Origin of the sequence: Kangiella aquimarina DSM 16071 (assembly GCF_000374105.1) — a bacterium.
In the GTDB taxonomy this organism is placed as follows: Bacteria; Pseudomonadota; Gammaproteobacteria; order Enterobacterales; family Kangiellaceae; genus Kangiella; species Kangiella aquimarina.
In genome coordinates, this window is record NZ_KB893651.1 from 176,403 (window position 1) to 195,049 (window position 18,647).

15 protein-coding genes and 2 tRNA genes are annotated in these 18,647 nt (G+C 44.4%); 7 read left to right on the plus strand and 10 right to left on the minus strand.

Annotation, left to right across the window (positions count from 1 at the left end; translation table 11 throughout):
* Positions 1–18 precede the first annotated feature (18 nt).
* Positions 19–1,938, minus strand: a complete 1,920-nt coding sequence (locus B158_RS0110235; protein ID WP_018625281.1) for an LTA synthase family protein — start codon at positions 1,936–1,938, stop codon at positions 19–21.
* A gap of 163 nt (positions 1,939–2,101) precedes the next feature.
* Here B158_RS0110235 and B158_RS0110240 point away from each other — a divergent pair, with 163 nt between their 5' ends.
* The 6 genes from B158_RS0110240 to B158_RS13075 all read left to right on the plus strand — a co-directional run bounded on the left by B158_RS0110240 (position 2,102) and on the right by B158_RS13075 (position 9,210).
* Positions 2,102–2,602 carry a helix-turn-helix transcriptional regulator gene (locus B158_RS0110240; RefSeq protein ID WP_018625282.1) on the plus strand — a complete coding sequence of 167 codons (501 nt, stop codon included), beginning with the start codon at positions 2,102–2,104 and terminating at the stop codon, positions 2,600–2,602.
* Between the two features lie 154 nt (positions 2,603–2,756).
* Complete coding sequence (locus B158_RS0110245) at positions 2,757–3,803, plus strand: NAD(P)-dependent alcohol dehydrogenase (RefSeq protein ID WP_018625283.1); 1,047 nt, start codon at positions 2,757–2,759, stop codon at positions 3,801–3,803.
* Between the two features lie 246 nt (positions 3,804–4,049).
* Positions 4,050–5,432, plus strand: a complete 1,383-nt coding sequence (dbpA, locus tag B158_RS0110250) for an ATP-dependent RNA helicase DbpA (protein WP_018625284.1) — start codon at positions 4,050–4,052, stop codon at positions 5,430–5,432.
* Positions 5,433–5,637: 205 nt separating this feature from the next.
* The gene (locus tag B158_RS13070) at positions 5,638–6,309 is read left to right on the plus strand and encodes an SOS response-associated peptidase family protein (protein ID WP_018625285.1); all 672 of its coding nucleotides are present in this window, start codon (positions 5,638–5,640) and stop codon (positions 6,307–6,309) included.
* Positions 6,310–6,639: 330 nt separating this feature from the next.
* Positions 6,640–7,173 (plus strand): hypothetical protein, encoded by a 534-nt coding sequence (locus B158_RS0110260; RefSeq protein ID WP_018625286.1) that lies wholly within the window; start codon positions 6,640–6,642, stop codon positions 7,171–7,173.
* Positions 7,174–7,272: 99 nt separating this feature from the next.
* Positions 7,273–9,210 (plus strand): AAA family ATPase, encoded by a 1,938-nt coding sequence (locus tag B158_RS13075; protein WP_018625287.1) that lies wholly within the window; start codon positions 7,273–7,275, stop codon positions 9,208–9,210.
* A 126-nt stretch (positions 9,211–9,336) separates the two neighbouring features.
* On the opposite strand, the gene B158_RS0110270 is transcribed toward B158_RS13075, so the two are convergent.
* The 5 genes from B158_RS0110270 to B158_RS0110290 all read right to left on the minus strand — a co-directional run bounded on the left by B158_RS0110270 (position 9,337) and on the right by B158_RS0110290 (position 13,829).
* A tRNA-Met gene (locus tag B158_RS0110270) sits at positions 9,337–9,413 on the minus strand.
* Between the two features lie 98 nt (positions 9,414–9,511).
* On the minus strand, positions 9,512–10,603 hold the full coding sequence (ychF, locus tag B158_RS0110275; protein WP_018625288.1) for a redox-regulated ATPase YchF: 1,092 nt from the start codon (positions 10,601–10,603) through the stop codon (positions 9,512–9,514).
* Between the two features lie 29 nt (positions 10,604–10,632).
* Positions 10,633–11,226 carry an aminoacyl-tRNA hydrolase gene (pth, locus tag B158_RS0110280; protein ID WP_018625289.1) on the minus strand — a complete coding sequence of 198 codons (594 nt, stop codon included), beginning with the start codon at positions 11,224–11,226 and terminating at the stop codon, positions 10,633–10,635.
* A gap of 125 nt (positions 11,227–11,351) precedes the next feature.
* Positions 11,352–12,029, minus strand: a complete 678-nt coding sequence (locus B158_RS0110285) for a 50S ribosomal protein L25/general stress protein Ctc (RefSeq protein ID WP_018625290.1) — start codon at positions 12,027–12,029, stop codon at positions 11,352–11,354.
* A gap of 516 nt (positions 12,030–12,545) precedes the next feature.
* A complete protein-coding gene (locus B158_RS0110290) occupies positions 12,546–13,829 on the minus strand; it encodes a winged helix-turn-helix domain-containing protein (protein WP_018625291.1) in 1,284 nt (427 codons plus the stop codon).
* Between the two features lie 154 nt (positions 13,830–13,983).
* On the opposite strand from B158_RS0110290, the gene B158_RS0110295 reads away from it, so the two are divergent.
* The gene (locus tag B158_RS0110295; protein ID WP_169334657.1) at positions 13,984–15,480 is read left to right on the plus strand and encodes a S41 family peptidase; all 1,497 of its coding nucleotides are present in this window, start codon (positions 13,984–13,986) and stop codon (positions 15,478–15,480) included.
* 372 nt (positions 15,481–15,852) lie between these two features.
* Here the strand turns inward: B158_RS0110295 and B158_RS0110300 are convergent, their stop codons facing one another.
* The 4 genes from B158_RS0110300 to lolB all read right to left on the minus strand — a co-directional run bounded on the left by B158_RS0110300 (position 15,853) and on the right by lolB (position 18,451).
* Positions 15,853–16,803, minus strand: coding sequence for a ribose-phosphate pyrophosphokinase (locus B158_RS0110300; RefSeq protein WP_018625293.1), 951 nt, complete (start codon positions 16,801–16,803; stop codon positions 15,853–15,855).
* Positions 16,804–16,870: 67 nt separating this feature from the next.
* Positions 16,871–16,945: transfer RNA gene (locus tag B158_RS0110305), tRNA-Gln, on the minus strand.
* A gap of 7 nt (positions 16,946–16,952) precedes the next feature.
* Positions 16,953–17,828, minus strand: a complete 876-nt coding sequence (ispE, locus tag B158_RS0110310; RefSeq protein ID WP_018625294.1) for a 4-(cytidine 5'-diphospho)-2-C-methyl-D-erythritol kinase — start codon at positions 17,826–17,828, stop codon at positions 16,953–16,955.
* A complete protein-coding gene (gene lolB / locus B158_RS0110315) occupies positions 17,825–18,451 on the minus strand; it encodes a lipoprotein insertase outer membrane protein LolB (RefSeq protein WP_018625295.1) in 627 nt (208 codons plus the stop codon). The genes ispE and lolB overlap by 4 nt, the downstream gene beginning before the upstream one ends.
* Positions 18,452–18,647 lie beyond the last annotated feature (196 nt).

Below are 18,647 nucleotides of genomic sequence, written 5' to 3' on the forward strand. Positions count from 1 at the left end.
ACTCCCATGACTCCCTGATCAATTCAATCGGTATTTCTGTTTATCGTAAGCCCAGCTGGCAAATTGCGCATAAGCCAGCGCAATCAATTCCTGCTGTTCGTCATGTGTTGGCTTGTCACTAAATTTCCCGGCTGAATAAAGGTAAGTAACGGGTTCCTGATTGGGTCGTAAAATAACAACCTCTTTGCCATCCCAGTAGGCCTGATTTTCACCATATTGCATGATAGCGCGGCCTGTATAATTTGCTGAAAGCTGCGTTAAGTCTCGACCTAATGTTGGAACCTGATGGTCGATTCCCATCAATGATAAAAGTGTCGGAGCCAGATCAATCTGACTCACGAGCGTTTTATCAGTTTTGGGTTCAATATCCGGGCTAATGATAAAGCCGGGAATATGAAAGTGCTCTATCGGAACCAGCGAGTCACCCCACACTCTTGCATCATGATCCGCAACAACTAAGACCACAGAGTTATCCATAATACCTTTCGACTCAAGCTGATCGAGGAACTTTCCCAACGCGAAATCTGCATACTTAACGGCATTGTTTACTGTCTGTTTCGGTTGCTCATAAAGCTCAATCTTATTATCCGGAAATTCGAAAGGTGTATGATTGGTTGAAGTAAAGATTAAGCTGAACTTGGGTTGCTCAGGTATTTGCTGTAAGTAACTTAGTGCTTGCTCAAATAAATCCTCATCACTGACTCCCCAGTTGCCAACAAACGATGGGTTCTTGTAATTGTTTTGATCAATAGCCAGGTCGAAACCATTATTGAGGAAAAATCCTTTCATGTTATCGAAATGACTTTCCCCGCCATAGATGAAGCTGGTTTCGTAACCATACTCGGACAGCAAACCGGCCAGATTGAAAAAGTTACTTTGGGCTTTTGGTAGTTTTAGAACGGGCCGTGCAGGAGAAGGAAGGTAGCCAGTGGTAATAGCTTCCAGACCTCTTGCAGAGCGTGTTCCAGTGGCGTAGAGATTCTCAAAAAACCAGCTTTTATCGCGCCATGAATCGATATTTTGCGTCAGCGGCTTACCACCAAGAGAACCAACAAACTGTGCCCCCAAACTTTCTTCAACCACAATGATCAGGTTGCGCTTCTGAAAAGGCTGGCTGGGCTTCATGGTATGCAAACTCGGCATATCTTGAGAAACAGGTTGTCCAAGCTCCGACACGTCATGTTGAATAACCTGTAGCATGGCTTCTTCTGGAATTTCACCGTAAAGATTGGCCGCTGATTCTTCATTGCCCATTTGATAAAGAGCGTACATTACGCTGTAAGTTGAGTTGAGCGGCAAAGTATTGAGCATACGGTCATTAGAAAAAGCCACCATTGCCGGGTTAATAGGGCGATGCTGAATGCCTGAGCGTGCACCCAGTAACAGCAATGCCAGCAAGGGCAGCATTAATAAAGAGCTGGCTGGGCTGAAAACAGCAACATCACCGCTATGGCGTTTCAGCCAATGACGAGTGAGCCAGCCAGTAACGACTAACAGCAGTGTACCCATGGCCATTTCCAACAAGTAGCCATTCAATAGCATCCCAAACACTTCATTGGGACTGCTCAGGTATTCGAAAAACAAGCGATTAGGGCGAGTATCGTATTCGCTGATAAAGGTCGGCGTCGCTATCTCCATCAAAACCAACACTATCAACACCAGCCAACAGTATATTTTTATAGCACGAGCCAGCCAGTTGCCTTTGAATGGGGTCAGTGCGTGTAACGCAAGTGCCACTAAAGGCAGGAACATCAGTTGTGACAAAGTTGCGATATCGACTCGAAAGCCACCCATGAAGATGGCTTGAAAATCACTGACACTCTCAATACGTGCCCATTGCCATAAAACAATAGCCAATCTGGAGGTTGTAAGGATGGTTAGTGCAATCAGGAAGAATTGCCCTAAAAAGCCAAGATTTCTTTTAACAAATGGAGTCATACTGCATTACCCAAATTGATATAGGTCAATCATGGGGCTTGCGTAAATTCCAACAATGGACAAAAGACTAGGGTATTGAAACGAGCATTGGAGATAGGAACTTAAATAGGGTACATTTGTCTATAGTGCGTCTTATTCAAAATTAACAGATTTAGGTATCCCATTGAAAAGTAGCAAGATCTGGTTCTTAATTGCATTCTTGACGGTCATCATCGCGTTTGACATTTCTGACCTCTACACTGATGTGACATTGCATGCTCAAATCGATCATTTGTATGTAGAAGCATTCATGATTCTAGTGACTGCATTGGTCATTATCTATCTCATCATGCAGGTTGTCAGCCAGCGCAGTGCAATGACCGGCCTCGAAAAAGAATTGCAGGAAAGTAAGCAGCTTTTGCAGGAACAAAAATCGCAAATGCAGGAAGCGCGTAAAGAATACAGCGAAGTTATCCGCAAACAGTTTGACGAATGGAACCTGACCGCAAGTGAAATCGATACCGCCTATCTGTTGCTTAAAGGATTAAGCTTTAACGAAATTGCCGAAGTACGAGGCATTAAAGAAAAATCCGTTCGCCAACAAGCCTCGCAAATATATCAAAAAGCCAACCTGCCTGGACGCCATGCCTTCGCTGCCTGGTTCTTTGAAGATTTCATGGGATAGTAGAAATTCATCGTTTTTCATGGGCAAGTCACGACTTGTCCTAATTCTCTAGTTTGTATTCCTCTAACGTCCCATTCTTCCAACTAATTTCACACACCTTTCATTGCAAAGTGTTATCCTCTAGCGGTTAACTCATTATTCAAAGGAGAAAGACATGAAAGTAGCAGCGTATGCCGCTCCCTCAGCAACCGAAGATCTCGCTCCCTATGACATTGATCGCCGTGACGTTGGCGAAAACGATGTCCTCATCGATATTGAATACTGTGGTGTTTGCCACAGCGACATCCACACCGCACGTAATGATTGGCACGGAACACAATACCCAATCGTACCTGGCCACGAAATTATTGGTCGCGTTCTAGAAGTCGGTAAAGGCGTTTCTGAGTTCAAGGAAGGACAGTTAGTGGGCGTCGGATGTATGGTTGATTCCTGCCGTCATTGTCACTCCTGCGAAGAAGGCTTGGAGCAATATTGTGAAGAAGGCCTGGTCGCAACCTATAACAGCGAAGACCCCATTTCCGGTGGTATCACTCAGGGTGGTTATTCTGACAAAATCGTCGTCGATAAAGACTTCGTATTAAGCGTTTCTGAAAAGTTGGACACTAAAGCGGTCGCACCATTGTTGTGTGCCGGTATCACAACATACTCACCGCTTCGCCAATGGAACGTAAAGAAAGGCGATAAAGTCGGCGTTATCGGATTAGGTGGCCTTGGCCATATGGGCGTTAAACTGGCCAAAGCGATGGGCGCCGAAGTGGTCATGATTACGACCTCGCCAGATAAGGGCAAAGACGCTAAGCGCCTTGGTGCGGATGAAGTCCTGATCTCAAAAGATGAGGAAGCCATGAAGCAACATGCCAACAGTTTTGATTTTCTGTTGAATACCGTACCAGTACCGCATGACGTCAATCCTTACGTGAACTTGCTAAAACGCGATAAGACTATGGTTATTGTTGGCGCCATTGCACCACTGCCGGATATTCATGGTGGTGGCCTGATCATGAAGCGTAAACGTATCGCTGGTTCATTAATTGGTGGTATTAAAGAAACTCAGGAAATGCTCGACTTCTGTGCCGAGCACAACATCGTTTCTGATATTGAAATGATCGACATTCAAAACATCAACGATGCCTATGAGCGTGTCATTAAATCAGACGTGAAGTATCGTTTTGTGATTGATATGAAGTCGTTAACGCAGTAGGTGATATACCATAGGTAGGGGCAGGCACATTGGTACTGTCCCTACCAATATATAACAAAACTAAAACCTAATCCCCCAAGATATCCCTTTATCATCCACCTGCAACTGTATATAATTCGCACAGCTTAAGAGCCTTGCTTCTCTCCCAAACTGCTTCATCCCAATTCAGTTCCGACAGATTCACACAGCTCTATCCGTTACCGCTTTGCCGTAACCTCAACGATTCAAGAAAACCAGGAAACAACCATGAGCCACGCTGCTTTTTCGACTCTCGCTTTACAGCCTGAATTAATTGCCAACCTTGCTGATCTGAACTTTGAACAGATGACGCCGATTCAGGCGGATGCTTTGCCTCTGGTTCTTGAAGGTAAGGACGTCATTGCGCAGGCTAAAACTGGCTCAGGTAAAACCGCGGTTTTTGGTTTAGGTATTCTGGAAAAACTAGACACTAAAAATTTCTCAGTGCAATCGCTGGTGCTCTGCCCAACGCGTGAACTGGCGGAACAGGTTGCTGAAGAAATTCGTCGACTGGCACGACCGATTGCTAACGTGAAAGTCATAACCGCCTGCGGTGGTACACCCTTGCGCCCACAGGCTGACTCATTAAAACATGGCGCGCACATTGTGGTCGGCACGCCGGGCAGGATAGTGGATCATCTTGAAAAAGAAACCATCGACTTATCAAGCATGACAACCTTTGTGCTGGATGAAGCGGATCGCATGTTAGACATGGGCTTTCAGCCTGCGCTGGATACCATCATCGAGTCATTGCCACCAAAGCGCCAAACGCTACTATTCAGCGCGACCTATCCAAAACAGATTCAATCCATTGCTGAGCGCGTCATGACACAACCGGTGTTAGTAAAAGCGCTTTCGAAACATGATAACTCCAGCATTGAACAGGACTTCTATAAAATCAGCGATGAAGGCGAACGCGATGTCGCTGTCCGTTTATTGCTGTTAAAACATCGTCCTGACTCAACCGTAATTTTCTGTAACACCAAACGTCACGTTAAAGACCTTACCCAGGAACTCAAGCGACATGGCTTCAGCGTGCTTGCATTGCATGGCGATCTGGAACAGAAAGAACGCGACCAGGCACTAGTCCGTTTTGCCAATAACAGCGTTTCTATCATGGTCGCCACCGATGTTGCCGCTCGTGGTCTAGATATCGATTCGCTTGATCTGGTTATCAACTACCACATCGCAAGCGATCCTGAAGTGCATGTCCACCGAGTCGGCAGAACAGGCCGTGCCGGGAATAAAGGCCACGCCTGCTCAATCGTGATCAATAAAGAAAGCCACAAGCTCGCGCGCCTGGCTGAGTATCTGGAACAGGAAATAACGCCACAACCACTGCCCGATACAAAACTACTCAAAGAACCGACCTTCAGACCGCCTATGTCCACCATCCAGATTGATGGAGGCAAAAAGCAAAAGCTGCGCCCCGGCGACATCCTCGGTGCGCTAACCGCGGATTATCGAATCGAAGGCAGCGATGTCGGCAAAATCCAGGTCGCCAACAGTTGGGCCTATGTTGCTGTAAAAACCGACGTACTCGAAACCGCGGTGCAATTGCTCAACAACGGTAAAATGAAAGGTAAGAAATTTAGAGCAAGAAAGATTTAGTTCTTTATAACCAAAATTGTTTAAACTAAGCTGTCATTCCCGCGAAGGCGGGAATCCATTCCCTTATATTTTTAAATCTAATTCAGTACGGACAAGTCATGACTTGTCCGTACGTTAATGTATTCGGATAAACACTTCGCTCCACTCATAATGAGTTTTAAACCAGTTTTCGCTATGATGAAAAAAACACCAGCGAGAACGAATCATGTGCGGATTGGTCGAGCTTTATAAAAAGCCCGCGAAGAAGATTGAAAAAACACTAGACCTACAGGTCCCCCTGGAACTGGGAACCTTTCGTTGCTACCACCCGATACAGATCATCCATAACGATGGTAACGATAATCAGGTCACCAAAGCGCTGTGGCAATTCCTGCTCGAACAAAAAGATGGCCAATGGAAACCGAGTAAATACACCTCTTTTAACAGCCGTTGGTATGAGGGGCAGGGTTTTAAAAAATCATTCACCAAAGCCTTTCGCGAAAGTCGCTGTATCATACCCGCCAGCGCCTTTGTCGAAGGCATGAATAAAGTCTACCACCTGCTAAAACCTACGGACGACAGCCCCATCTATTTCGGTGGACTCTTCAAGAACTGGGGCGACCAGGACAACCCCGTTTATTCAGCCTCAATGATCACGATACCGCCACACCCCAAACTCGCCGATATCCACAACAAAGCCATGCCAATGATGATCCCCGAAAAGGATTTAGCAATGTGGCTCGATCCAGACTTTAACAACACCGAAGCTTTTACAGACCTAATGCAGCCGCAACTCAGAACAGACTTTGACGTTGTGAAAATAAAAGGCTGGAGTCAAGTAGAGCCAATAGAAGAAGGGTTTAGACTAAAAGCAGATTCCAAATCAAGTTTGGAATGACAACACTTACTGATAGTGCAAATCCCAAACGCCATGTCATCCTGACGAAAGTCAGGATCTGCTCTTAGCAATGTTCTCTTCCTCTTCACTCTTTATTGTTGCCCTTTTAGCAACAAGTGATGCCCAAAGCACAACACTCCAACAACACCTACAATGCATTTGTGCATTAAATGTACAGTTGTAAAAAAATGTGACATGGTATACATTGTTGCGAATTATAAAAAAGGGAGATAGGAATGATTAAAAGAATTGATCTTGGGAAAACACACATCACAAGAATCAATTTTAGTTAAATAGGAAGTTAAATTAAGACTAATAAGGGGGAAGGAAATGAATAAGTTAATATACATTCTGCTGTTCTCTACGTTTCTAATATCATGTGCTTCAACCACTGGCTACGACGCTAAAGTTTCAAAAAGTGACTATAGTGGCAAATCTGTTGTTGATATCCATCTACATGCAAATGACTGTAATCCATTATTTAATACTCAATGTGCAAGCTTAGGCGCACAGTGGAGAGAAGAGCAGCCAGATAAGGCTTTCATAATAGTTCAAGTACAGGGCATTTCATCAGTTAGCGGAATCTCTTTTATGATTGATGGAGAGGAGACAGTTTTAAAGGCAAGCCATTTAACAGATATAAATACTAGTCAATATGGTTCTAGTTCTAAAAATAAATTTATCACCGACTTATCAGTAATTAGAGATTTGAGCACCGCAAAAAAAGCTTACGCGAGGATTTCATCTGCAAATGGTGAGTATTTTGAGAATAGGATTGTTGACGGTGAAGAATCGGGCTGGAGCTATCATGCAATGAAGAGATTTATTGCAAAGGTTGATGAAGTAAAAGGTAAAGGCAATTAATATGATATATGTGATGTGAGTACTCTTTGCTATAAATGTTTACCGCCATCATGAATTCTCTAATACCTTTCATAATAAGATACATCAAGAGTAAGTAAAGTGAAAATAAAACAAATTCAACTAAACCATGTGAAATCATTTGACGGAATTATTGAGTGTGACTTTGACAAAAACACTTCAATTTTTAGTATATCTGGTAGGAATGGTGCTGGTAAATCGACAATCTTAAAGTCAGCATATTTAATTCAAAAAGCTTATTTTTCAAATCTACTTGGTCAGAAATACAAGGAACAGTTTGATATTGAAGCTAGACGTTTTCTTAATACTGATTTCTCGTATATTAAGTTAAGCATGATAGAAGATGAAGAGGAGGTTACGCTAACCTTATCGATTGAAAAAAAACAGATAGTGCTTGCCTGTGACAATGATGAATTTATAAAGAAATACTGGAATTTAAGATCTCCTGAAAATTTAATCCTCTATATAGATGCAAGCAAAGGTTTTTCAGAGGAAACGCTTCAGTTTAATGAGCTCAATATCGCAGATAATAATAAGATTGACCTTGCATTGGAAGCTGTCCTTAGGCCTGAGTACTTATTTTCTGGAATCTATCGTCAATTAGTTAAAGACCATGTACATGGCAGACTAATACCAAGCAAACCTGACAGGCTGCTATATTTTCGCGTTGCTTCGAATATGTTTACATCATTGATCCCTAATGTAGAGTTAAAAAATTTCAGCGGAAAACATAAATCTGGAGAGTTTGTTCTTCTAGGGAAAGCAAACTCTGATAAGAGGAAGCCTTTATATGACGTTCGAGAGTTTAGTTCTGGGGAGAAAGCATTACTAAGCACGTTATCATTTTTATGCATATCAAAGTCAGTTTGTGCGTTGTTTATAGATGAGCCTGAAAACCACTTTCATGAAAACCTACTTCTTGAGTTTGTAAGTTTGCTATATGCGTTATGTCAGAATGGAGGTCTTTTAGGTTGGACAGCAAAGGAAACCAAATCAGGAAACTCTCTAAATCTCAAAGAAGAATGGTTGGAAAAGGAGTATAGAGGTCACAGGCTGAATCAAGTGGTATTATCAACACATTCTAAAACCCTTATCTATAAAATTTTCACGATGGGGAAAAACTTTATTGTTTCTGAAGGTGTTAAAGAGATAAATTATGATGATGCAGAAAATGAACTCCGAGAGCTGGGGCTTAGCTCTGTGCATAGTAAAGTTCTATTAGTTGAAGGTTCTGGTGACCATGAGTCTTTAGAGTATATATTAAAAGGCAAAAATATAAAGATTAAGCCATTAGGAGGGAGCAGGGAAGTAATTGAGACTTTTAAGAAATTAGTAACTCTGAGAGAGCATATCAGAGAAATGAAGTTTGTTTTTCTTGTCGATTCAGACAATAAACCGAATGAGTACTTCGAAAAAATTAGAAGTTTAGATGCAGATTTTTATGATAATTCGTTTATAACGTTATCAAAACATGAGTTTGAAAATTACCTTCTAGATGAGAGTATCTTTGAGGCAGTTGTAAATAAGTATCTAGAGCTATCTGGAGAAGAACATAAAAAAATTAGTGGCGACGAAATTAAGGCTAAGTTTGTAGATTTTGCAGAAAGTTCATTGCCGCAGGTATATAAAAAAGAAATGTCTTTAGTTTTGAACCATAAAATCGAAAGTTTTTTTTCCAATAGACTGTGGGGTAATAAATCATTCAACTGGAATAGTAAAGAGAGAATATTGAATCAAATTAATATTAAGGTACTAGATGATAATAGCATTCAGTGCCTAGCCGAAGATCTGAAATTGGCTATATCATCTGTGTTTGAATTATATGAAGATGGTAATGAGCAAGTTCTACTAGACCGTTGTGATGGCAAACAGGTTTTTGGTAAAGCGTCTGGGCATTTTTCAAATTATGCAGGAGTGGATACCAAGGTGTTCAAAAAAGCAATTTATCGACATGCTGTTAAGGTTGGGAATGGTCAACTATCAGATTTAGTTGGGGATATATCAAGAAAGTTCGATTAACTTCACCAAGAATGAAATTAATGGTGTCAGAGTAAATTAAACCTACATCTTGGACTTGTGGTTGATTTACAAAATCCCAGCCAACAAAAAAGGCTTACAGATTTCTCTGTAAGCCTTTCTTTTATATGGTAGCTATGGGTGGACTTGAACCACCGACCCCAGCATTATGAATGCTGTGCTCTAACCAGCTGAGCTACATAGCCATAATTCAGTGGCGCGTATTTTCGTGATTTGGGGGCTTGTTGTCAAGCCCCTGTATATAAAAAGTATCGTGAAAATCCTTGCCTGAATTTATTCGGTCTTAGACGTTGAATCGGAAGTGCATGACGTCGCCGTCCTGGACGATGTATTCCTTGCCTTCCAAGCGCCATTTACCGGCTTCTTTTGCGCCTGCTTCGCCGTTGCCTGCGATGTAGTCGTCGTAAGCGATGACTTCGGCGCGGATGAAGCCTTTTTCGAAGTCGGTGTGGATGACGGCGGCGGCCTGTGGGGCTGTGGCACCGATTTTTACCTGCCATGCGCGAACTTCTTTTACGCCTGCCGTAAAGTAGGTCTGTAGGTTAAGGAGGCTGTAACCAGCGCGTATAACGCGGTTTAGGCCTGGCTCGTCCTGTCCTAAGTCAGCTAAGAAGTCTGCTTTGTCTTCGTCGTCCAGTGCAGCGATTTCAGATTCGATTGCGGCGCAGATTGGCACTACTTCTGAGTTTTCGCTGGCGGCGAATTCGCGTACCTTGTCGAGCAATGGGTTGTTTTCAAATCCATCTTCGCTGACGTTGGCGATATACATGGTTGGTTTGTTGGTGATGAGCTGGAATTTACGCATAATTTTTTGCTCATCTTTATCCAGATCTAGAGAGCGTAGGGCGTTGCCTTCATCGAGGCAAGCTTTGGCTTTTTCCAGAATGGCTAATTCAGCTTTGGCGTCTTTGTCGCCGCTTTTGGCGATTTTCGCTGTTTTCAGAATACGTTTTTCAACCGCTTCAAGGTCAGCAAGCGCTAACTCGGTATTGATGGTTTCGATATCGGCGATTGGGTCGACTTTACCGGCAACGTGAACGACGTCGTCATTGGCAAAGCAGCGAACCACGTGCGCGATGGCGTGCGTTTCGCGGATGTTAGCCAGGAACTTGTTACCCAGACCTTCACCTTTCGATGCGCCAGCAACCAGACCGGCGATATCGACGAATTCCATAGTCGCAGGCAGGACGCGCTGCGGATTAACGATTTTGGCCAGGGCATAAAGGCGCGGATCAGGAATTGGCACCACGCCTGTATTCGGTTCGATGGTGCAGAATGGGTAGTTAGCTGCATCAATGCCCGCATCGGTCAATGCGTTGAACAGAGTTGATTTACCAACGTTAGGAAGTCCTACAATACCGCAATTTAATGCCATGACTAAATCTCTTTGAGTTGTGTTGCTTGTTAACTGGCGGGTGGGGTGATGCTGTGCAGTCGATGCACGGCTTTATCCCAGTCGCCATTCAAAAGGGTGCCGGTTTCGCGAACCGCTTCATCAATCGCGAGGATGATGGCGTTGCGCTCGTCCGGACTGGGCTTACCGAGTACATAGCCTGTGACCTGGCTTTTATGGCCCGGATGACCAATGCCGACTCGTAAGCGCATGAATTCTTTATTGTTGCCAAGGCTGCTGATGGTGTCGCGCAAACCATTGTGGCCGCCGTGGCCACCGCCTTTTTTCAGTTTTAATGTGCCGGGATCGATATCCAGCTCATCGTGGGCGACTAAAATCTGTTCCGGTTCAACTTTATAGAAGTTGGCGACCGTCTGTATGGCTTTGCCGCTGAGGTTCATAAAGGTAGTTGGGATTAGCAGCATGACCTCGTGGCCATTGATGAATCCCTTGCCGAATAAACCGTGGAACTTGCTTTCAACTTTCAGGGGGATTGAATAGGCGCGCGCGAGTTCTTCCACATACCAGGCTCCGGCATTGTGGCGGGTTCCTTCGTATTGTGTGCCTGGATTGGCCAGACCGACAATCAGCTTGATGCTCGACACAGCGTTATCCCCAAGATTAGATTATGTTTGTGCTTTTAAAGAAAAGACCCCGAAATGGTTGCCCTTTGCAGGATTTCGAGGTCTTATCATAGCCAGAAATGGCCGACTTAGCTAAGCTACAAAGATTACTCTTTGTCTTCGCCTGCTTCTTCGTCGCCTTTCTGTTCAGTAGCTGGTACTTCAGCTTCTGCTGCTTCATCAGCTTCTTCTGTTTCGTCTTCAGAAGGACCGCTAGGACGAACAACGTTAGCTACTGACAAGTCGTGCTCTTCGCCTTGAAGTGCTGTTAATTCAACACCTTCTGGCAATTTAAGGTCTGACAAGTGAATAGTGTCACCTAGATCCAGGCCGCCCAAGTCAACTTCGATGTACTCAGGAAGGTTACGTGGACGACACGCAACTTCAACGCTGGTGATCTGGTGAGACATAACGCCGCCAGCTTTAACGCCAGGAGCAGATTTCTCGTTAAGGAAGTGCAATGGAACAGTAGCATTCATGATTTCACCACGAACGATACGCTTAAGGTCCATGTGCAATACTTTAGGTTTGAAAGGGTGACGCTGAATGTCTTTGATAACTACTTCTTCAACAGTACCGTCGATATCCAAATTGATGATTGAAGAATAAACTGCTTCTTCATCAAGCATATTGATGATCTGGTTGTGATTTAAAGAAATAGATTTAGGTTCTTCCTTACCACCGTAAACGATAGCAGGAATCATGTCTGCTTCACGACGTAGGCGGCGGCTCGCACCTTTCCCCATATCGCTACGCAATTCAGCGTTAAAAGTAAATTCGCTCATTGTGTTACTCCACAAGTTGAGGGTTAGTATAAACCTGGCTTCGCGACCAAAGACAGGCATGAATTCTTGGGTTTTTGGTCAATTTGACCGGATTGGCCCAAAAATGGTGCGAAATTATACAACAGCAAGGGTTGCAGAAGCTAGGGAAAATGTGGATTTATTGGTCAATTGGGGGGCATATTAAGATCTGTCATTCCGGATTTAATCCGGAATCCAGTGGCCTTTAAGAGCAAGAGCACTTATTAGAATGGATTCACCACGGGCTTGGCCTCCCCCCTGGGGGACTTCCTTCGGTCGCCCGCCTTCGCGGGAATGACAGTCCTAATGATTTGTTGAGTCATTGGGAGGTAGCGGCAATGCCTGTGTGCTTGCCCATGAAAAGGCACTGGATCCCGCGGCTTGACCGCGGGATCCAGTGATTTATAGAAGAAGATTAGATCAACTAATGGTACTTCCTTCGGTCGTCTTAATTACTCTAGGGTATTTCCTCTGGCCATAGTTCAGAGTGACATATTTTTACTGGTTGCAATTACTCTCAGGGTCAATGGAAAGTCTAATGCGTTGGCAGATTTCCTGATAGGACTCCTGTTGTCCGTTAGCCTGCATCAGGTTCATGAGCCCAACATTGGCATCTTTGTCGAGCGGTGAATAGTTGAGAACCGTGCGATACCAGATTTCGGCTTCCTGCGGCTCATTTAGCTGCACGTATTTGTCAGCAATGGCGACGCCTATTTTCGGATACCAGGGGCGAACTTTGGCAACTTGTTGATCATATACGTTTGTCATGGCCTGGTAGGCCTGTTCCATTAATTGCAGGTAGCGTTCATCATCACCATTCAGCTGGGCGATTTCTGCCTTATTGATCATGGCGCCCCAGGCATTGTGGTTAAGCTCGATGGCTTTATCGTAATGCTTTTCCGCCTCGGCATATTGCTGCTGGGCGGCGTAGACCAAGCCAAGCGAGCGGTGAACCATGTAGTCATTGGGGCTGAGGCGAACGGCTCTTTCCGCTAATGCTTCAGCTCTGGACAGGTAGAGCTGAGCTTCGGGACTTGCCAGTCGTTGTTCCTGATGCGCTTGGGTTAGCGAGGAGTGGTTGATGTCGGGTGTGCCCAGTTCGTTGGGCCAGCGCAGAACTTTCTGCACCAGGGCTGTGGCCAGTCCTGACTGGGCCGGGCCAAATTCGGGTTCAGCGGCAATAATTCTTTCGTAAAGCTTAATCGCGTTTTCGTTATCTGTGCGGGTGTATTGAAAGTAATAATTATCAGCCTGTTCTTTTAGGTTTTGTAGTTCGGGGCTGAGTTTTTGCTGTTCTTCTTGATTAAGCTCCTGGTCTGACTGATCGGTCTTTTGTTCATTATTTCGTCGCTGGGTGAACACGGTAACCAAAGAGACAACCATAATGAATAGCCAAATCGGCAGAAAGAACTTCCGACGATGGGGTTTCTTTTCGGTTATTGGAGTTGGTTGTGCTGAATCTGAAGTCGTCGGCACAACCTTGAAGCGGTATCCGCGCTTGGGCAGCGTTTCAATAAATCTGGGTTCTTTAGGATTATCATTCAATGCTTTTCGAAGTTTCGATATGGTTTTGGCCAGAACATCGTCGCTGACGATGGCATTGTTCCAGACGGCTTCAATGATCTGATCTTTTGATAATACCCGGGAGTGATTTTGAGCCATAAAAAATAGCAGTTCGATGGATTTTGGCTCCAGGGTTTGTGTTTCATGGCCGTTGCTGATCTCGCCAGTTGAGAGATTGCAGCGCCATTCCAGAATTTGTAGAGTATCTTGGTTGTCCATTTTAGTAATTATTAACTCATTGATTTTAAAAGTCTCAAACCATCAAAGATAAAAAAGTCAGAGAAATAGGATGCAAATGTCAGGATATTATAGCCACTCGTATTCAGGATAGTAGCTTGTTATGACACATTACATTTATCAGGAGCAAGTTTACATGTTAGCAAAACAAATCATAACGTCTTTTTTTCTTGGACTGTCTTTGGTGATTGCGGCCGGGGTGAGCGATTTGGCAGTGGCAGAAGAAAGTCAGACTGAAAAAACACTTTCTGAAAAGACCTATAGCGCAGATGAAGTTCGTGAGGATTTCGCCGAGTTATATCAGCGTCTTGAGTCGGCGCATTATAATTTATACGTCAATAGAACCGAAGCAGAGTACGACCAGTTATTCAAAAAGCTCAGGAAAGAGGTCAAGGGTACTATGACTGAATCGGAAATCAGGTTGCTCTTTCAGGAGTTTGTGGCCTTTGGCAATATTGCCCACGCCAGAATAGATTTGCCTGCTGACAAATATCGCGAATACCGAAAGCAGGGCGGCAAGTCATTCCCTCTTTATATCAAGGTGATGGATGGCAAAGTGTATATTGCTGAGAATTACAGCGATCACCCTGACGTAGCCGTTGGTATGGAGTTGCTGGCCATTAATGGCGTTAAGGTCGAGCCGCTTTTTAAACGCTTAAGACGTTATAAGTCTGCGGATAATGATTATATTTTTAATGGCTTTCTTGAGCTTGAGCTACCACTCTTTCTCTGGTTCGAATTTGGGCCGCAAGAAGACTTTGCGGTGACCTTAAAGCAAGAAGATAACGTTTTTGATGCGGAAATTAAGGCGGTTACTCATCAGGAATTACTGAGCAGGCTCGAGGCGCAGCAAGGTTTGTTGCAGCTGGATTGGGAACGAAGTTATGAGATTATCGATGGTATTGGTTACTTGAGACCTGGACCGTTTTTCAACTTTTCAGCGGATGCTGACAATGTCTGGGACAACAACGAATTTGCCAGGTTTATTGAGCAGGCATTTACTCACTTTAGAGAAAATGATGTGGATGCTCTGCTGATTGATATACGCAACAATCCCGGTGGCGATAATTCATTTAGCGATCTGATGGTAAAGCAGTTTGCTGATAAGCCGTTTAAATTTACTTCAGAGTTTAACGTGAAGTTGAGCGATGAGTTTATTGCTGCCAACGAAGAACGCTTGAGTAATAGACAAAACTCCGATGGAGTAATCTCGGTTTCTGAGCAGTTTAAGCAAGCATATAAAGATCTCAAACCGGGCGATATATTTAAACTGGATCTTCCTTTGGTTGAACCGATCAACAAACCATTCGACAAGCCAGTGTTTGTATTGATTAATCGACATTCCTACTCGAATGCGGTGACTGTGGCTGCGCAGGTACAGGATTATGGGTTTGCGACGATTATGGGTGAGAAAACCTCAGATCTGGCAACCACTTACGGCGCCATGGAGAATTTTAAGCTGACTCATACTGGCATTAATGTGGGTTTTCCGAAAGCACATATTATTAGACCCAGTGGCGATAAAAGTAATGACGGGGTAACGCCGGATATTGTCATAGAAACACCGTTGGTTGAGAGTGATTCTGATCCGGTATTGCAGGAAGCAATCAAGGAAATTAAGCAGCGTCTGTAGTCTTGTGAATGCTCAACTAGAAGTTAGAGATTGTGGTACAAGAGCAGATTATGAAATACGTCCTGTATTTCACCAAAGGCCAGCTTCGCTGTTTTAAATCGCTCCCTGCGATTTAATCCAAATCTAGTTTGGAATGACAAAACTCTAGGGTGGTGCTTTCCTTTTGTTTCTGTCGGGCGGCTGTGTTTCGTAGGGGCGATTCATGAATCGCCCCTACAGAGGTTCAAATATTCCTGTTATCCCGCAGCTGTGATTGTGTGAGTCAGTAATCTATAAAATAAAGAGCAGATTGCAAGCTATAGCTATATTTGGAATCTCAGGCAATAAAAAAGCAGGCTCGAGGCCTGCTTTTTGTAGCACTTGTTCTAAATCTTAGTCTAGAAACATGGTTGAGATTGATTCTTCGGTATTAACACGACGAATCGATTCACCCAGTAATGGTGCAAGATCGAGAATTTCAATACGGTCACACGCTTGCGCTTCTTCTGAAAGCGGGATGGTGTTAGTCACAACTAACTTATCCAAGCTTGAGCCAGTAATGTTGCTGATGGCTTTACCTGAGAGAACGGCGTGAGTTGCATAAGCGTATACATTGCTGGCACCGTGATCTTTAAGTGCCTGAGCTGCCTGGCAAAGCGTTCCGGCTGTATCAACCATGTCATCAACAATAACGCAGTCACGACCTGAAACATCACCAATGATGTTCATGACGCTGACTTCGTTTGCGCGCGGGCGACGTTTATCGATAATCGATAAGTCTGCGTCGTTTAGGCGCTTTGCAATGGCACGAGCACGAACAACACCGCCAACATCAGGCGAAACAACCATTAGGTTTTTACCGGCGATATTGGATTGGATGTGTTCAAGAAGTACTGGTGTGGCGTAGACGTTGTCTACTGGAATATTGAAGAAGCCCTGAATCTGGTCTGCGTGTAGGTCAACCGTAAGAACGCGGTCAAAACCTACGCCGCTGATCATATCGGCGACTACTTTTGCACTGATTGGTACACGTGCTGAACGAACGCGACGATCCTGACGAGCGTAACCATAGTAAGGAATTACTGCGGTGATACGCTTGGCTGATGCACGTTTTAGTGCGTCGGCCATGATGATCAATTCCATCAAGTTGTCGTTGGTTGGTGCGCAAGTAGATTGAATGATGAAAACGTCTTTACCACGAACATTTTCAAGAATTTCGACGCTGCACTCACCATCACTAAAGCGTTCAGTATGCGCTTTACCCAGTGGTACGTTTAAGTAATCAGAAATTCGTTTGGCGAGATCAGGTGTGGCATTACCACTGAAAAGCATTAAATCAGACATCGAAAAGCCCTGTAACATTAGCCCCAAAAGTTACAGCAAGCAGAATAAAAGCTGGAAGAAGAGAAGATGGCAGGGGTAGCTGGATTTGAACCAACGAATGGCGGCATCAAAAGCCGCTGCCTTACCGCTTGGCGATACCCCTGCATTGTTTACTTTATCAGCGGCGAAGTATTGATACCTCTAGCTTCTAAAGTTAGCCAGCGCTGCTTGCACAGAGCCGCTATTTTACGGACTTCTCGCTCGTTGTCAAAGGTTAAGAAGAGACAACTTCCGGTTCCGGTTAACATCACTTTTCCGTATTGAGAAAGATGCTCAAAGGCTTCTTTTATCTCTGGATAAAGTTCGAGAACCAGTGTTTGCATGGCGTTGTAACCAACTTCAGGCAAACTCCCTTCGCGAGTGGCGCGTAATTTAATGGGTTTGTCGTTTCTTGTCAACGCTGAATGTGAAAAAATTTTGCCAGTGTTCACATGAACGTTTGGATAGACAATAAGATACCACTTTTCAGGGATATCAGTGTTGGTTAAAAGTTCGCCAATGCCTTCTGCCCAGGCACTATGGCCATTTACGAAAACCGGGACATCGGCACCTAACTGACGACCCAGATCGATCAATTGCTGCTGATCGAGGTGTAAATTCCAAAGCTGATTCAGAGCCACTAATGTGGTTGCGGCATTGGAACTACCACCGCCCAAGCCAGCACCAGATGGTAGCCGTTTGGTTAGTTTGATATCAGCGCCCTGAGAATGAGTGCAAAAGGGCTGCAATATTCTGGCGGCCTTGATGATGAGGTTTTGCTCGCTGGGAACTTCGTTGTACTCGCTGTCTAAAGTCAGTTCGCCAGTGTTGTTTGGTTTAATCCAGATATCATCACCGAAGTCCAACAGCTGGAATAAGGTCTGCAGTTCATGATAACCATCGGGGCGTTGACCCAGAACTCTCAGTTCCAGATTGAGCTTGGCCGGCGAGGGCCAATAGCTGTAACCCTGTTCATTGAGGCTGCCAGTGGAGATGGTGAAACTCATAAAGTCAGATCCCAGCTGCGCAATGACAAGATGATTTTATTGTCGCCTTGGGTAATTCTGATTTTCTCAGGTAAGGCGATGGTCTGGTCCTGCTGCCAGTCATAATTCTCATAACGCTGGTACAGAACTCGGTAATCCTGATAGTTGAGTTCCTGCAAAGTACCATCGGCATTAATTTTCAAATTGTCGCGATTGATGCCGGTCGGTAGACCAAGTACCCAGTCCTGCAAATAGTGCACCGGTAAATCCCAGCCCAGAACGTCATATAAAAGCTGTTCGGCGTTGTAACCTTCGAAGTGTTGGTCATCCCCGGTTTTAAGGGTGGTTAGTTGCGGTGTGATATCGAGCAGCACATAAGTGGTACCGAAAGTGCCATACATACGAACATTTAAGGTGTCGCGGGCGGCTTGCTTCCACATGATGCTGCTTGAGAAGCTGTCGTCAGGTTGAGTAATGCCGATACGCCCCTGTGCAATAAAGCCTTTTATGGTTTTAAGGCTTTTATACTGCTGTTGCCACTTAGGGTCGTCCCATACCGTGGTGTCCTGCTTTTTGGGTAAGGTTTCACATGCGGTCAGGAATAATGCAACACTGATTAATAAGGCGCGCGATAATACATTCATTCAACGTTTCTCATTTTTTGTATTCATGAATTAGTTAGGACTGGGGTAATGCCGTTCAGTTCCAATGGGCTGGATTATGCCTGTTTTTAGGATGGCTTGCATCTTTGGGGTATAGGAGTGGTAGTTTATGGAATAAAAGTGTTTTCGTAGGGGCGATTCATGAATCGCCCTTACAGATAAGAAGCATTTGGCTGGT

Bases quoted from the DNA above. Each gene is read 5' to 3' on its own strand.
- B158_RS0110245 (WP_018625283.1), top strand. From the start codon at position 2,757: ATGAAAGTAGCAGCGTATGCCGCTCCCTCAGCAACCGAAGATCTCGCT.
- B158_RS0110285 (WP_018625290.1), bottom strand. From the start codon at position 12,029: ATGAGCGAATTTACTTTTAACGCTGAATTGCGTAGCGATATGGGGAAA.
- B158_RS0110290 (WP_018625291.1), bottom strand. From the start codon at position 13,829: ATGGACAACCAAGATACTCTACAAATTCTGGAATGGCGCTGCAATCTC.
- B158_RS0110235 (WP_018625281.1), bottom strand. From the start codon at position 1,938: ATGACTCCATTTGTTAAAAGAAATCTTGGCTTTTTAGGGCAATTCTTC.
- ychF (WP_018625288.1), bottom strand. From the start codon at position 10,603: ATGGCATTAAATTGCGGTATTGTAGGACTTCCTAACGTTGGTAAATCA.
- B158_RS0110260 (WP_018625286.1), top strand. From the start codon at position 6,640: ATGAATAAGTTAATATACATTCTGCTGTTCTCTACGTTTCTAATATCA.
- ispE (WP_018625294.1), bottom strand. From the start codon at position 17,828: ATGAGTTTCACCATCTCCACTGGCAGCCTCAATGAACAGGGTTACAGC.
- lolB (WP_018625295.1), bottom strand. From the start codon at position 18,451: ATGAATGTATTATCGCGCGCCTTATTAATCAGTGTTGCATTATTCCTG.
- dbpA (WP_018625284.1), top strand. From the start codon at position 4,050: ATGAGCCACGCTGCTTTTTCGACTCTCGCTTTACAGCCTGAATTAATT.
- B158_RS0110295 (WP_169334657.1), top strand. From the start codon at position 13,984: ATGTTAGCAAAACAAATCATAACGTCTTTTTTTCTTGGACTGTCTTTG.
- B158_RS0110300 (WP_018625293.1), bottom strand. From the start codon at position 16,803: ATGTCTGATTTAATGCTTTTCAGTGGTAATGCCACACCTGATCTCGCC.
- B158_RS13070 (WP_018625285.1), top strand. From the start codon at position 5,638: ATGTGCGGATTGGTCGAGCTTTATAAAAAGCCCGCGAAGAAGATTGAA.